This window comes from Acinetobacter sp. 251-1 (assembly GCF_030329305.1).
In the GTDB taxonomy this organism is placed as follows: domain Bacteria; phylum Pseudomonadota; class Gammaproteobacteria; order Pseudomonadales; family Moraxellaceae; genus Acinetobacter; species Acinetobacter piscicola_A.
Genome location: NZ_JACANS010000023.1, coordinates 1 through 15,038 on the forward strand (window position 1 = coordinate 1; position 15,038 = coordinate 15,038).

The 15,038-nt window shown below is 36.8% G+C and carries 15 protein-coding genes and 4 pseudogenes; 8 read left to right on the top strand and 11 right to left on the bottom strand.

Annotated elements, in window-relative coordinates; translation table 11 throughout:
- Nucleotides 1–86: 86 nt before the first annotated feature.
- Complete coding sequence (locus HX129_RS15640) at nt 87–389, top strand: phosphoglucosamine mutase (protein WP_000251875.1); 303 nt, start codon at nt 87–89, stop codon at nt 387–389.
- Nucleotides 390–677: 288 nt separating this feature from the next.
- Here HX129_RS15640 and HX129_RS15645 read toward each other — a convergent pair whose 3' ends face one another.
- From HX129_RS15645 to HX129_RS15660, 4 genes are all read right to left on the bottom strand, one after another.
- A complete protein-coding gene (locus tag HX129_RS15645) occupies nt 678–1,214 on the bottom strand; it encodes an HD domain-containing protein (protein WP_159138992.1) in 537 nt (178 codons plus the stop codon).
- 348 nt (nt 1,215–1,562) lie between these two features.
- Nucleotides 1,563–2,423, bottom strand: coding sequence for a macrolide hydrolase EstT (gene estT / locus HX129_RS15650; protein ID WP_077782102.1), 861 nt, complete (start codon nt 2,421–2,423; stop codon nt 1,563–1,565).
- 17 nt (nt 2,424–2,440) lie between these two features.
- Entirely contained in the window at nt 2,441–3,577 is a 1,137-nt protein-coding gene (gene tet(X), locus HX129_RS15655) for a tetracycline-inactivating monooxygenase Tet(X) (RefSeq protein WP_044502094.1), read from the bottom strand.
- Nucleotides 3,578–3,600: 23 nt separating this feature from the next.
- A complete protein-coding gene (locus HX129_RS15660) occupies nt 3,601–3,870 on the bottom strand; it encodes a hypothetical protein (RefSeq protein ID WP_286436332.1) in 270 nt (89 codons plus the stop codon).
- 293 nt (nt 3,871–4,163) lie between these two features.
- On the opposite strand from HX129_RS15660, the gene HX129_RS15665 reads away from it, so the two are divergent.
- Nucleotides 4,164–5,329 (top strand): IS3 family transposase gene (locus HX129_RS15665; RefSeq protein ID WP_119285041.1). Its coding sequence is split into 2 segments (ribosomal slippage): nt 4,164–4,422 and nt 4,422–5,329, totalling 1,167 coding nucleotides; the frame shifts between segments, so codons are not numbered across the junction.
- A 38-nt stretch (nt 5,330–5,367) separates the two neighbouring features.
- On the top strand, nt 5,368–5,778 hold the full coding sequence (locus HX129_RS15670) for a 2-thiouracil desulfurase family protein (RefSeq protein WP_286436334.1): 411 nt from the start codon (nt 5,368–5,370) through the stop codon (nt 5,776–5,778).
- 126 nt (nt 5,779–5,904) lie between these two features.
- On the opposite strand, the gene ant(3'')-IId is transcribed toward HX129_RS15670, so the two are convergent.
- A complete protein-coding gene (gene ant(3'')-IId / locus HX129_RS15675) occupies nt 5,905–6,693 on the bottom strand; it encodes an aminoglycoside nucleotidyltransferase ANT(3'')-IId (RefSeq protein ID WP_038350081.1) in 789 nt (262 codons plus the stop codon).
- 277 nt (nt 6,694–6,970) lie between these two features.
- Between ant(3'')-IId and HX129_RS15680 the strand changes: the two genes are divergently transcribed.
- A protein-coding gene (locus HX129_RS15680; RefSeq protein ID WP_099046175.1) for an IS3-like element ISAba14 family transposase occupies nt 6,971–8,115 on the top strand; the annotation gives its coding sequence in 2 pieces (ribosomal slippage) (nt 6,971–7,235 and nt 7,235–8,115; 1,146 coding nt in all).
- Nucleotides 8,116–8,287: 172 nt separating this feature from the next.
- Here the strand turns inward: HX129_RS15680 and HX129_RS15685 are convergent.
- Nucleotides 8,288–8,509: a helix-turn-helix domain-containing protein gene (locus HX129_RS15685; protein WP_004658364.1), complete on the bottom strand. Its 222-nt coding sequence runs from the start codon at nt 8,507–8,509 to the stop codon at nt 8,288–8,290.
- 194 nt (nt 8,510–8,703) lie between these two features.
- Here HX129_RS15685 and HX129_RS15690 point away from each other — a divergent pair, with 194 nt between their 5' ends.
- On the top strand, nt 8,704–8,955 hold the full coding sequence (locus tag HX129_RS15690) for a hypothetical protein (RefSeq protein WP_004658363.1): 252 nt from the start codon (nt 8,704–8,706) through the stop codon (nt 8,953–8,955).
- Between the two features lie 252 nt (nt 8,956–9,207).
- Here the strand turns inward: HX129_RS15690 and HX129_RS15695 are convergent.
- Nucleotides 9,208–9,351: pseudogene (locus tag HX129_RS15695) on the bottom strand (antitoxin HicB); the annotation flags it as partial.
- Between HX129_RS15695 and HX129_RS15700 the strand changes: the two are divergent.
- Nucleotides 9,351–9,575, top strand: a pseudogene (locus tag HX129_RS15700) (efflux RND transporter permease subunit); the annotation flags it as partial. The pseudogenes HX129_RS15695 and HX129_RS15700 sit on opposite strands and share 1 nt — an antisense overlap.
- 84 nt (nt 9,576–9,659) lie before the next feature.
- Here the strand turns inward: HX129_RS15700 and HX129_RS15705 are convergent.
- Nucleotides 9,660–10,547, bottom strand: a complete 888-nt coding sequence (locus tag HX129_RS15705) for a cation diffusion facilitator family transporter (protein ID WP_127800877.1) — start codon at nt 10,545–10,547, stop codon at nt 9,660–9,662.
- Complete coding sequence (locus HX129_RS15710) at nt 10,534–11,265, bottom strand: transglutaminase-like domain-containing protein (RefSeq protein ID WP_005245162.1); 732 nt, start codon at nt 11,263–11,265, stop codon at nt 10,534–10,536. Before HX129_RS15710 ends, HX129_RS15705 begins: the two co-directional genes overlap by 14 nt.
- A 79-nt stretch (nt 11,266–11,344) precedes the next feature.
- Here HX129_RS15710 and HX129_RS15715 point away from each other — a divergent pair.
- Nucleotides 11,345–11,656: pseudogene (locus HX129_RS15715) on the top strand (MerR family transcriptional regulator); the annotation flags it as partial.
- Between the two features lie 32 nt (nt 11,657–11,688).
- On the opposite strand, the pseudogene HX129_RS17800 reads toward HX129_RS15715, so the two are convergent.
- Nucleotides 11,689–11,766, bottom strand: a pseudogene (locus HX129_RS17800) (antitoxin HicB); the annotation flags it as partial.
- A 33-nt stretch (nt 11,767–11,799) separates the two neighbouring features.
- Nucleotides 11,800–12,999 carry a tyrosine-type recombinase/integrase gene (locus HX129_RS15720; protein ID WP_005245164.1) on the bottom strand — a complete coding sequence of 400 codons (1,200 nt, stop codon included), beginning with the start codon at nt 12,997–12,999 and terminating at the stop codon, nt 11,800–11,802.
- A 642-nt stretch (nt 13,000–13,641) separates the two neighbouring features.
- Between HX129_RS15720 and HX129_RS15725 the strand changes: the two genes are divergently transcribed.
- A complete protein-coding gene (locus HX129_RS15725) occupies nt 13,642–15,024 on the top strand; it encodes an IS200/IS605 family accessory protein TnpB-related protein (RefSeq protein ID WP_159153749.1) in 1,383 nt (460 codons plus the stop codon).
- The last annotated feature ends 14 nt before the right edge of the window (nt 15,025–15,038 follow it).

Sequence of the window (15,038 nt, forward strand, 5' to 3'; positions counted from 1 at the left end):
CTGCACATTCGGGATATTTCTCTATATTCGCGGTTCAGCAGGCATGTCCCCTTTGAGGGCGACCCGACGACAGGATAATCGACCTTATGGTGCGCAAATATTTCGGCACAGACGGTATTCGTGGCAAAGCCAACGAAGGCGCGATGACGGCGGAAACCGCCTTGCGCGTCGGCATGGCGGCTGGCCGTGTCTTTCGTCGCGGTGACCACCGCCATCGTGTCGTGATCGGCAAGGATACGCGCCTGTCGGGCTATATGCTTGAACCCGCGCTCACAGCCGGTTTCACCTCGATGGGCATGGACGTATTCCTTTTTGGCCCGCTGCCGACAACGTATAGGAAGAATAAACGCCCTTTTCACCCAAGTCCAACAGCTTTGGACCGCAGTTGACTCTTTCGACACCCCTGCGATGCAACCCAATCCGGCTGACGGGGAGCCAGCAACGCTGAAAATTTACCCTCCTCTTTCCCACTAGCGGCTCCTTTTCCGACAACCAGCACGGCGGATCCCTGCCGCGGCGCTGTGAACGCAGCATTTTGATTGGTATCGTTGGCCTTCAGGCTCGTCAGTCAAACAGACCCAGGAGCAGCTCAGCCGGTGGCGCCCGGCTTTCGGGTAACGCCCTGGTCCCGCTGGTTTCGGCTTTGTGCTTCAGGTGATCAAGGATCTGCTTGATCACTATAGGGTCTTCAATGCAGGACTGTATTTACATAAAGCAAGCGCCTTACCCGCTTGTGTTTTGATTTTTTTTGAAACAAATTGTCTTAAGGTTTCTGTGTCCTTAGTGCAATCCATAACTTGCATGTTTTCAATAAGGTCTGCCTCCCAAAGAATCTGAAAATCTTTTCCATCTATTTTTTCAGGCGTATGATGGTTTCCAACTATATAACATACTCTTTCAATTACGAATGGTTCATAATTATGTTCATTTAATATATTTCTTGCAATTGGTACTCCTTCCTGCTCTTGGAGATGTCCCTCCATTGATCCATATTTGCGTAATGCTTCCACAGAACCTATGTCGTGTAAAACAGCACTTAACTCTATAATACAACCAGTCTGACTGTCTACATTTTCTCTTTCAATAATCGTCCGTGTATTTTCTAACACCTTCATTGTGTGATCGACGCCATATGGTACAGTTCTGAAAATATTTTTCATCTCTTTGATTACTTGGTCTAATTTCTCTGATTCTCCTATGTCCTTATATTTCATATCACATTATTTTCTGCTAAGGTCTCAAGAATAAAAAAATCAGGCAATGAACCTATGTTAAGTAATCTTTTTGGTGGCTTTGGTTGATATTGGTTGAAAAGCACAATGACCAAGATGTTAATCCTGGTCTTTGGTTTTTAAGAAAACAAAATTGTATTTTCTTTTCGCTGTATCTCCGAGATGATATGATTTAATGAAGATACCATTTCGTATTTAGTTTACAATATTTCCTTTTATAAAAGAAAATTGCGTAGTATGATTATTAAAAAACACCAAAAGATGTTATTCAAAGAACACATTGATATTAGCTTCAATCTCTAAACCGTTGATTTGGAAATACATAATACCCTATTTGTTCATTCTTTTGTTATTTGTTGTATGTTGCGTTATTCCATCAATAATTTTATTCCAATCTTCGAAATGTAGTTCGTGTCCGGTTCCATCAAGCGTTATTAGTTTTGAGCCGTTTATCTTTTCAAGTAAAACTGCTGAATTCTTAAAATGCCATATTTTATCGTCCGTTCCGTGTACAATTAAGGTTGGTTGATTGATTTCGCTCAATCTGTTCCAGTATTCTTCACCACCTTGCAGTGCCGCATGATTGAACATACTTATATAGTTATTAGCTCTTTTAAATTCGGCTCTAATCAGTTTTTCACTTCTTTGTTTGTCAAATTGTTTCCTGCCGCTCATCAATTCAGCACCTTGAATTAAATAATTTGCCACACTGTCTTCATTTGTCCAATCTACGGTTTCAGCTTTTCCGTGAAAATCTAAAATACGCGTATCCATTTCAGGAATTGTGGGGTCTGAGTCGCCCCAAGGACCTGATGAGATTAGTGTTATTGAACTTACCCTGTCGGCATATTTTATTGATGCTATTTGAGAAATCAGTCCGCCCAGTGAAATTCCCACAAAATTGGCTTTGACTATTTTATAGCCGTCCAAAATTGAAATAGCATCATGGGTTAAGTCAACAATATCATAGGGGGTTGAACCCGGTTCGTAATTAGTAGATTTTCCTACGTCCCTATTGTCGTAGCGAATAACAAAAAATCCCTTTTCAGATAGTTTCTGGCAAAATTCAGCATCCCAATACAACATGGATACCGTTGCTCCCGCAATCAAGAGTATTGCCGGATCTTTTTCACATCCAAAACTTTCGGTAAAAAGTCTTATTCCGTTTTTTTTAACTATTTTCTCTTTCATTTCCTCGCCTTTCTGTTTTATAGATTCATTAGTTTTTGGAAAGAAAAGTCGAGGCTGAACATTTCCGTTTCGTTTATTATTGATTCTGCCTGTGCTTCTCTTCCATAAGCAAACATTTGCTGTTCATAATTTTCAATAGCCTCTTCAATGCTGTTAAATTTCCCATTGGTCAGATTATCCGACAATATCAAGGCATCCATCAACCCACTGTTTACGCCTTGTCCTGCAAAAGGAGGCATCAAATGAGCAGCATCTCCAATCATCGTTATGGGTAATGGACGCTTACTTTTCCAAGACTTATCTAAGGGAAATATTCGTGTCGCTAACCCTACAAAAGATGATGTCAAACGAATCAGTTCTTTGTAGCGTTCGTCCCAATCGGAAAATTTTTTCAGGAGAAAATCAACGACACTATTTCTGTCTTGAAAATCTACCCGCGTTTTGCTTTTCCATTCATCAGGTGTTTTAAAACTTATTCCAAAATGCAATGCACCATTATTATTAGGATTCGCAAATAATAAATTACCTTGATGAGCAGCCATTAGCCGGTTTCCATTGCAAAGCTGAAAAAATCCAGGACAGTTCACCTCCGGTTGATGAATATCGGCTTGTATATTGAAAGTACCTGTTTCTTCAACTTCCGTGTCGGTAACAAATTTTCTTACTTTAGACATTCCACCATTGGCAATAATAACCAGATCTGCTGTTTCACTCGATTTATCCTCAAAAGTTAGTATCCACTTCTCCTTATCAGGTTCAAGGGTAACAAGTTTTCTATCCCAAATGACGGTATCATTTTGTAAACTATTTAATAGGATAGTCCTTAAGTCATTTCTGTTTATTTCAGGATTGTCAAAACGATTTTCGGGTCTTACATTTTTTGTGGTTAAAATATTGCCCTTTTCATCAACAATATTTACACCCATTGGTAAAGCTAAGTCATAATAAGTTTGTAACAATCCCGCTCTTTTCATTGCTTCCTGTCCCGAATCCCTGTGCAGATCAAGTGTCCCACCAAAAATCCTTGCATCTTGGTCTTTGTCTCTCTCGTAAACTGTAATGTCCACGCCGTTTTGCTGTAACAATCTCGCCATTGTTAATCCAACAGGCCCGGCACCAATTATTGTAATTTTTTTATGTTTTAATAAAGTCATATTCTTGTTCGCTGGTTTTAATGTCAACTAATGTCTGTCAATTTAATCACTTTTTCAGTGCTGTTGTCAAAATGCCTAAACGATTTAACTGTCTGTGTTCTCTTTGCAAAGTATGTTTTTGCTGTTTCTGCCTGTTGTTTAAACGCTGTTAACCCTTTCAGCGATAACCTTATATCATTATTTTGAATGTTTTCAAAAACAATATTATCGTCAAGGTCTGCAACCATTTTTTTGATATCAAATTGGTTGTATCCATCGATGTAGTTATTGATGATGTTTACTCTGTCGGTCATATTTTGTAATTATTTATCGGTTACATATTGGTGTTGTCTGTAGGTTGTTCTACGATAATTGCCAACTTTTAACTTCTATACGAAGGAACATGTTGGGATACTTGAACTTTCGATTTAGCGCCAACACGAGCAAACCGAAGTTAGCACCTACTCTCTATTCAGCATATTTTTTAAAAATACTTGTGGCAATGTGTCCGCCAAAACCAAAAGTATTACTCATTGCGTAATGATGTGTGCTTAAAAAACAGGAGGGTTTAACTTGGTAAACTATACATACTCATTAGGAGTTTACCATGAGCAAGAAACAGAAGACTTACACCGCAGAATTTAAAGCTGAAGCCATAAAAGCCATTGAAGAGAACCAAGGTAATGTATCGGAATCCGCTAGACAACTTGGCATTTCAATGCAAACCCTTTCGAACTGGAATAACAAAGCAAAGGCTGGAACTTTAGCAGGCACAAAACAGTATTCGCCCGATCTAAACGCCTTACTCGAAGAAAATAAGAAGCTTAAACAACAGCTCAAAACAGCTGAAATGGAACGTGAATTTTTAAAAAAGGCAGCAGCGTACTTTGCCAAAGAAAGTCAGTGAGGTACGCCTATATGAAATCGCAAAGCCACTTATTTCCGATTATTTTAATGGCTCGATTACTTCGTGTATCCGTTTCTCGCTTTTATGATTGGCTAAAGCGAGGCATGAGTAAAAGATCAATTCAGCGAAATCAGCAGACAATTTTGGTCAAAATAGCCCATGAAGAAACCAAACAAAGCTATGGCTATGTTCGATTAACCAAGCATTTACAAGCGCAAGGTATCAAAATAAGTACGTATGCTGTGCGCCAAATAAAAAAATCAAATCAGTTGTATTGTAAGCGCCATAAGCGTTTCAAAAGAACCACGAACAGTGATCACAACCGTTCTATTTATGACAATTTACTCAAGCAACAGTTTTCAATGACGAAGCCTAATCTTGCGTGGTCGAGTGACATTACCTACATTTGGACGGCTGAGGGCTGGTTGTACTTGGCAGCTGTCAAAGATCTTTACACGAAACAGGTTGTTGGCTATAGCTTAAATGAGCGCATGACAGCCAAGCTTGTTTGTGATGCATTGAATATGGCTATTCGCAATCAGAAACCTGCTAAAGATCTCATTGTACATTCAGATAGAGGCAGCCAATATTGCAGTAATGAATATCGAAACTTACTTGAGAAATTTGATTTTCAGGGTTCAATGAGCAAAAAAGGCGACTGCTTTGATAATGCACCGATAGAGAGTTTCTGGGGCATACTCAAAAATGAACTAGTCCATCATCGCAACTACAAAACAAGGGAAGAAGCCAAAGCGGATATTACAAAATATATAGAGTTATTTTATAATCAGCGAAGAATTCAAAAAGGCTTGGATTTTAAGACACCAAATCAAATGGCAGAAGACTTTTATCGGTTAGCTGCCTAGAATCTCCCAAGTGAAAGTCTCCTGCTAATTCAGCACACATCACGCATAGCTTAAACGAAAAAATCGAAAAATTAGTCAAAGATGGAAAAGCTACTATGGTATGTCCAGAGATTCTTGGCGGTTTATCAACACCACGCGAACCTGCCGAGATTTCGGGAGGTAATGGCGATGATGTCTTAGATGGAAAAGCCTGTGTAATTGAAAAATCAGGAAAGGATGTGACTTCAATCTATATTGAAGGGGCATATAGAACTTTAAAAAAAGTTCAATTATTAAAAGCTACTCTGGTAGTGCTTAAAGAAAATAGCCCTTCATGTGGTAGTTCAATGATTTACGATGGTCAATTTAATGGGAATAAGATCTATGGCAATGGAGTTACCTCCGCTTTGCTTAAACGTCATAATATAAAAGTCATTTCAGAAGAAACTTTTTGGCAACTTTTACCCTAGTTCCTCCGCTTTTATTTAAAATCTTCATGCAACTCCAACCACGCCCCCCTTTGCAATATCAAGTCTCTTCGGTATTTAGAGATATAGTGAGGTAATAATCTAAGAAGCATATCCATTACTTCCACATCAGTTAAAAAGTAGTGGTTCAATTTTATGCTGTAATTCTTTAACAATTTTAGCAAGCTGATCATGTAAAACTAACCAACATTGCTCATGACCTTGCCCAATATATTCATCTATTATGAGTTGCAAAATGTCTTGATCTATCTGACTTAAGAATTCTAAAAACCATGTCGCAGCAACATCCTTGGCAACTATTGTTTTATGATCTAATGTATAAGCTATACGGCATAGCGCTAAAATTTGATTACATTCATCCTGATCGTCTTTCCAATGAGCAATAATTTGTGGATAAGTTTTTTGCATGGCAAATATTAATTGTTCATAGCTAATTGGATTTAACCAATCGCAAATATCAGGTCCAAAGATAGTAATGTTATGTAATTGGGCAGTTTTAAGTAAAATACTAATATCTGGATCAGATTGACTATAAAGTAATTCACCTTTGAGTAATTCTTCTCTCAACCACTCGCCATATTGTAGCTGATATGTATATGGATGATTTTTATTGGTAATACTCCCTTTTTCTAATATCGTAATTTCTAAGGCACGCGCTGTAGCATGACCAATCGGAACAGATATATTTAGAAAATTCTGCGCTAATTGTTTTCTTTCCTGATCGGTAATTTCACGTTCAATAATAACTAAAATATCAAGATCACTTTTATGTTTTAAACCACCATCAACATACGAACCATATAAATAAATAGCATAAAGCTTATCTTTAAAATTTTTTTGTAAAAGCTGTTTTACACTTTCAACTTGGCGACACTCTTCATCATTTAAGCTTTGCATATGATTTTTAATTTAAAAAAATAAGTAATGAATTCATAGAGCATTATACAGAATAAGTGTAAATAATTTAATCAATTAGTAAATAACATACTATTTTTACAATATATTTACTTTCAATATAGAGTTTAATACATAAAACTCTATCAATCAAAAAAAGCTTGAAACAACATCTGAATAGTAAGAGTCATTTCCTCCTCACTTAGAGATGGATCCGGAAATTTGAACAACTCCTATAAGTGATACTCTGCTCCTCAAATGATGTTATAAACATCAATATATGGAGTATTTTATGGCACGTAGACCAAGAAGAAATCATTCAAACGACTTTAAGGCTAAGGTAGCACTTGCTGCGATCAAAGCAGAAAAAACACTTGCTGAATTGAGTTCTGAGTTTGATGTTCATCAAAACCAAATTATTGACTGGAAAAATCAATTGATCTCAGCTTCCTCACAAGCTTTCGATCAATCAAAAGCTCCATCAGAACCTCCCATTGATCTTAAAAAGTTACATGCAAAAATCGGTGAGCAGGCATTAGAAATTGATTTTTTAGAAGGTGTGTTGAAGAAACTGGGCCGCTTCAACCACAAAAGTTAATCGATCACTCACTTCAGATTTCAGTATCTAAACAAGCTAAGTTACTGAAAGTCTCTCGTGGTTGTTATTATTATCGCCCAAAACCTGTTAGCTCATCAGATCTGAAGCTGATGCGATGTATTGATGAATTACATATGCAATATCCTTTTGCAGGCAGTCGTATGATGCGTGATTTGTTGAATCGTCAAGGGCATCATATAGGACGACGTCATACACGTACTTTAATGAAGAAAATGGGTATTCAGGCGTTATATTGCAAACCAAATTTAAGCCAGGCTAATCAAGCTCACCGTAAATATCCATATCTGCTCAAAGGATTGGCTATTCAGCGCAGTAATCAAGTGTGGTCTACTGATATAACGTATATCCCTATGGCAAAAGGCTTTGTTTATTTATGTGCTGTGATTGATTGGCATAGCCGCAAGGTACTTGCGCATAGGGTATCGATTAGTATGGAGGTGGATTTTTGTATTTCGGCTTTAAATGAAGCGATTGAAAAATATGGATCACCTGAAATATTGAATACAGACCAAGGCAGTCAGTTCACCAGTGATGCATTTATTGATGTATTGAAATCAAATGGCATTCAAATCAGTATGGATGGTAAAGGTCGATGGGTAGATAATGTGATGGTTGAACGATTATGGCGGAGCGTTAAATATGAAGAGGTGTATCTCAAAGCTTATAGCAGTGTCACAGATGCGAAAAAGCAATTGAGTGCATATTTTGAGTTTTATAATCTGAAACGACCTCATTCGAGTCTAGACAAAATGACACCAAATGAGTTTTACTATGATCAGCTACCCCAACAAAACAAGGTGGCTTAACTAGAGCGGAATATCACTTATAAATACGCTTTTAGTTGTTCAAACAAGTGGAACCACCTCTGTTTGTAATGATATTTTATAAAATTCAATATTAGATCTGCAGAGAAAAACTTATCAAACTAAGTATTGGCTAGTCTTTTTCTTCGAAAAACTTATCAAACGAAGTATTAAGTTAATCTTTTTCTTCAACTTCTTCCTTAAACTCAAACAAATCATTCATCGTACAGTTAAAGTACTTACACAACTTATCGGCGACTGGTAATTCAATACGTACAGCACGGTCATAATACATACTTGTGAGCGTGTTGCGATTGATACCTGTTGCATGCACCACTTCACTTAATTTTAAAATTTTTCTATCGCCCATGAGGCTAGATAACTTACAAGTAATCATATTTAAATTAATTTACAAAAAATAACTTGCTGTGGGTTATTTGAAGTTGTTGACTGAGTAATACTTTGCTAAAATTAACCTACAGCAGGTTATTACAACTTATAGAAAGTATATTTTATCCATTTCAACTAAATTATAACTTTTTAAATATAAGGATTGAACCTGCATTAGATTATTTTGTGGAGATGACCGCCGTGTTACCAAATGAGTTATTGATCAGCCAGCAAGCTCGTGACTTAGGAAATCAATTAATTAAAGAAATGAACATCAATAGAAGTTATGGAATGGCTAATTTTCTTGGAGTAAATACTTGCTATGATAATCATCAGGCTGTACTTATTTGGACATTTCAACTGCTTGAAAGGGAACCTGCCTTAAATGAATTAGCAGAAATTAAAAAATATTTTCTTTTAATCTTTCCAGATAGTGTTTATCAATTAGCCTAAGTTGTTTTTAAAATTAATTTATTAAATAAAAAGCACTAAATCAAAGAAAGCTTTATTTAAAAATACCTATTAATTCAAAAACATACCATTTACTGAATATATGAAGCATAGGTTCCTGCTCTATCACTCACTCGTACTAAAATTACATCGCTCTTTTTACTGATACTAAACAATTTATGTCCACGCCACGTTCTGCGGCTTCGAGGGCTAGTTTTTGTTGAACCACTGAGAACAAGGACAACAAACTGCCTACTATATTTTCCCGGAGAGTGGTGTAGGAACTTTTTCATTATTGCTAATCATATCAGCGACAACATCAGCAACGAGCTCCTCTATTCCTGAGAATGCTTTAGACTGATCCGCATCAAGCCAAGACAATGATGGAAACTCAGCACATCATTCGTTTAAGACCTATTTTAATGACGGCACTGGTCGCAAGTTTAGGTTTTATTCCAATGGCGTTAAACACTGGAATTGGTGCAGAAGTACAACGACCACTAGCAACAGTTGTTATCGGCGGTATTGTATCTTCTACAATTTTAACTTTGTTTGTATTGCCTATTTTATATCAATGGGCGCATGGCTCTGAGAGTAGCAAACAGCAATCCGACGAAATTTAAAATCAAAAAAAGCAGCTTAATTACTAGGTTATGCCTAATTAAGCTGCTTTTAATATTGTATGCCCAACATTTTATTGATAAAGCTTACTGCGCTTCATCCCGACAATTTTCATTTAAAAACTCAAACTCTATCGTTGTATGCGATAAATGATAGGAAGATAATTTAGCTGCAACTTCTTGTTTAAGCCTAATTAATTCTTTAACGTCAAAGTTGTCACTCAGCTCAAGGTGCGCTGTTAAAACGTGACTTTCACCATCTAGTGACCAAAAGTGCATGTGGTGGATACCATTAACTTCAGGAAATTCCATTAGTGATAGTTTAATACGCTTTTGAGTCTCTTTATCGGGTGCAGCTTGAAGAAATAAAACGAGTGTTGATTTCAGGTTTTTGAAAACATTAAACAAGATGAACAGCGTGAACCCTATTGATAAAAGGGGATCTAATATCGGCAGTTCAGCGAACAACAGTACGATAGAGACTATAAGAACGGCAACCCATCCAAGTACATCTTCAAGAAGGTGCCATGTCAGTACTTTCTCATTTAATGTTTCACCCGCTTTTAATTTTAATACAGCATATCCGTTAACGGCAACGCCGAGTATCGCTAGCCCTAACATCCCCTCGACTACAGGCATTTCAGGATTGGACAGCTTTGGAATTGCTTCAAATAAAATCCAAATTGAGCCAATGATTAAAACAATACTGTTTATCAATGCGCCAAAGAGAGTAAGTCTACGATAACCATAACTAAACTTATCTGATGCTTCTTTATCTGAAAAACGACTTAAAATCCACGCAAAACCTATTGAAAGACTATCACCAAGATCGTGAACTGCATCTGCCATTATCGCCGTACTGTTAGTGAGCCAACCACCTATAAATTCGATAATAGTGAATGTCACATTAAGGAAAAATGCCCAACCAATACGGTCATCTTTACCATGTTGATGACTATGATTATGGTTGTGCATTTTGTACCTCTAGTACTTTTCTATTTCTTAGTTTTGATACATTCATATTAATCAAGTGACGTATCAAGCGTTGATATATCCAGCGTTTGAACCCCGACAAGTTAGTCCCTTTTTCGAGATAGAACTCATCAGGGGAATCATAAAGCCCAAAGTCATCATGAATACCTTCTTTTTGAATATAGGTATTTTCTCCACGCCAATCTGTATCTGGTGATGAAAAGCACTTTGTTGCAACACCATAACCACAAAAATCATCTTTTACTTGGTCAAATTTCTCCTGTAGAGAGCTTAAGTATTGCTCATCCAATATAAAGCCCTCTAAGTTTATCCAACGCCCTTCAAAGTAAACTTCTACCCAACTATGAATGATGTATTTAGGTGCTAACCAAAATACATAGCTTGGGATAGCACCTTTTTGTAGTTGCTGGTCTATGGTAAACCCATGAAATCGGCATTGAATGCCTAGTCCACGCAATAGTGCCATTAACAGATTACCCTTAGTATTACATTGTCCATAACCATCTGCTAGCACATCGCTTGCTGCAATATCATCGCTTTCATTATAACCAAAGAAAATCTCATCTTTTACAAACTGATAAGCGGCACCAATTTTGTTGAAGTTATCCAAGTTTTTCCACCTACGTTGATCGATCAAGGATTGGATATCTTTGTGTTCAAAATTAACGATATTCGTATTGTTTAAATATTTCTCAGTCATTTTTTATATATCCTTTTCGTTGCATACTTATACTATAGACTCTATAGTAACTATAGAGTCAAATGTCTGGGGGAAATTGATGAAAATAGGCGAATCGTCAAAAAAATCGGGCTGTTCAATACAAACGATTAGATATTATGAAAGAGAAGGATTACTGTTAAATCCAAATCGTTCAGAAGGTAATTTCAGGCTGTATGATAGCAAAGCACTTAAACAATTGGAATTCGTAAAGCATTGTCGCAGCCTAGATATATCACTCAATGATATTAAACGTCTTATCGAATTAAAAAATAAGCCAGAAGAAAGCTGCTCTAGCGTTAATGCATTAATTGATCAGCAACTTGCACTAGTGAATAAACGCATGAAAGAATTAAGGGCGCTTAAAGCTGAATTACAACAAATGGCTAGTGCTTGTGGTTCGAACAACCCAACATACTCATTATATTCTGCTGACCATGTAACACGGCAAGTATATTGTTTACTATCCATTTGAAACCCCATAATGTTTTAAGTCTATGTATAAAAGTACGATTTTCACTTAGCAGTACTTAAATAATCACCCCACCACTGCATCATTTCAGTCCGCTGGGCTAAATAGTCAGCGTGATTATAGCTGGCACGGGTACGGTTCTTATCAATATGTGAAAGTTGTGCCTCAATCCAGTTATCCTGGAACAAACCTGAGTCATTCAAAATGGTACTAAAAGTGGAACGTAGTCCATGAGAGGATAATTGATGTTTTCCATAGCCCATCTTACGTATAGCCATATTTAATGTATTAAAATGAATCGGTTGATTATGTTTCCGTGGGCTAGCAAAAATGTACTTTTCACCGTATGACCATTGCATGACGTCTTTTAAAATATCTAAAGCCTGATCTGAAAGTGGAACTAAGAAGTCGGGAATCTCATGGCCTAATATGACTTTTCGTCGAAACTGTTTAATATGCAAGGCAGGTATTTTCCAGACTTTTTCATTTAAATCAAAATGATGAGGCTCAGCCAATAACAATTCAGCCCCTCGCACGCCAGTATGTAATTTGAACAGCAGTGCTTTTTTAATAATCGGATGGGCATCCAATTTTTGTAATTTATACTTAAAATCAGATATATCCTCCGCTTTCAAATACGGATAATTTTTCTTGATTTTACTGTTAATGGCGATTTTATTTAAACCATGCGCGATGTTGAATTCACAATAACCCATCGCTACAGCGTAGTCATAAATTTGGTTCAAATAACTACAAGCTTTCTTGACAGGTTCTTTTACTTGGCGTCCCTCTATTTTTTTGATTACTGAAACCAGGTCATAACGCTTGATGTTTTGAAAAGGTAGATCCTGAAGGTCTGGATAAATATCTTGCTGTAAGCATCTTTCTGCTAACTGTAGTACACCACAGCGGGGTAGATCGTTGAAGGCATTTTTCAGTTTGAACTGTAACCACTCCTCCCCGACCTTACCAAAGGTGATGACATTAGAGGCAGTATCTTGTTCAAAACAGAAATCATTGTCTTTAAAGTCATCTCTGACTTGTCGTGCCTTTTTCAGCGATAAATCAGGATAACGACCTAACTGAATGCGTCGACGTTTTTTAGTTTGTGGATCTGTATAGCGATAGCACCAAGATTTTCTTCCACTCGGCTCAATCTTCAGGCTAAGCCCATCTTCATCGGATAAAAAACTGGTTTTTTCCTTACAATGAGCTTGGCGAACTTTAATTTCAGTAAGACTCATGGAATTTAAATGAAACCTAACAATGGGTTGATTGGATCAATTATATCAAAATAGAACGCTTTATGTATGATGCGTACACTACGCATCATATATATTTGTAATATATTGTTTTATATATTTAATATTTTAAGTATTTGTATTTTAGTAACCATTATAAGTACCACCTCTTCTTTAAGTTCCCAACAACTCACTTTTTCTGTCATCAATGTTAAATAAGTCTTGTGCTTTAAATTCTTAGATGACCTCCTCTACCCTTTATTATCATTTTTATAAAAGTAACTATATGTACTCATTAAAATTTGTAGAGCTCAAAAACAAAAAAGACCGCTATATAGCAGTCTTTTAACTTAATTAAATAATAATTAATTCATTTTCATCATAAGTGCATAAGCATCACGTTTGTTTTGACGCAATGATTCTATCTCGGACTTCGTCAGCTGTTTTACGAGAGTAATTAACTATAACTAAAAATATAGACAAATATTTGCATAAGTTCTCATTTTGTCTATGTCGATTCAGTAGTGGCAAGGTGGGTATTTATTAGAGATTTAAATGATTATCTTTTGTATTTTAGGTGAGTGTCTTGGTATATTAGCATCCATATCTATTGATTATCCAATCCCTTAACCTAGGCATGACTTTGTGAAATTAACACGCATCCACCATTGTAAAAACTTGAATGTGCAAAAGTACAAACAGCTTGAGAAACAAGCTGTTTTACTTGGTCGTATTCGTAGCGAGGTGTGGGCTAAATATGGTGCTATTTCAGGTTTGAATATCAGTGACAGAGCTATTCGTGATGCGTGGATGAAAGAAAGTCGTGACTTTGGTGTTTCTGCAAATGCGTGGAAAGAAACGCTACGTGATTGCATAGGTGATATTAAAGCCTATCGAGAAGCATCAAAAGACAAAGTAAAGCAGGCGATCCGAAAACGCACCTCCTGTAATAATGAACAAAAAAGACTATACACCTTGCTTAAAAAAGATGAATGGATGACTGATAATTTCCTCCATCGTCAAATGCGTAATCACTTTAAGCATGGTGTTAATCACACACATAATCAAATTATTGTTCGTGCGGATATGTGTAAAACCTTTGAGTTAAATGGTCAATGTTGGCTTAAAGTACCAAGCCTAATCCCTCGACAAACCATTAAAATCCCATTAAATACGACTGTTGATTTTGCGCCACAAGGCACACTTAGAATCATTCTAAAAAACGGTAATGTTGAAGTTCACTCAACTTATGATGCAGTTGAAACACAGGATTGTGGTCAGGAAACCGTAGGTGTTGATAAAGGGTACTCAGAAGCTTTTGTGGACTCTGATGGCGATGTATATGGGAGTGGTCTAGGCAAGCTGATCTCAAGTGAATCAGATTATTTAAATCAAAAGTACAAGCACAGAAACAAGCTCAGAGCGATTGCTAAAGCTAAACCACACAAGAAACAGAAAATTGAGTTAAATAATCTAGGTCGAAAAAAACTAGATAAGCGACAAGATACTCAAAAAGCAAAGCTCAAAACATTAATATTTACAGCAACTCACAAGTTGGTTGATAAAGCCAAAGTGATTGTTGCGGAAGATTTAACATCCCCAATTCAAAGTAAACGCAACTATGGCAAAAACACCAATAGACGCTTAAATACATGGGCTAAAGGTTTGTTAGCTAATGCCCTAACTTCTATATCTCACCGTAGAGGTTCTACGGTGCATCTAGTCAATTCTGCATATACTTCGCAAAGTGATTCTTTCTTGCATGGCCTTTTAATAGGTACACGTAAGGGAGATCGTTTTCACCGTTTCAATGGGGAAGTTGTGCAAGCTGATTGGAATGCTGCGAGAAACGTGCTTGCAAGATTAAACGACAATGAGATAAGTCGTTATACGCCTTACAAAACTGTAAAGCGTATATTGCAAGAACGGACTGACCGCTACAAGTCGGAACTGACCGACTCAGGCTCTAGTTACACGCTTGGCAACAAGACATTAACAGAGTGCGAATTAGTCCTTGAGTATGTTTGAATACATTTTAAGGA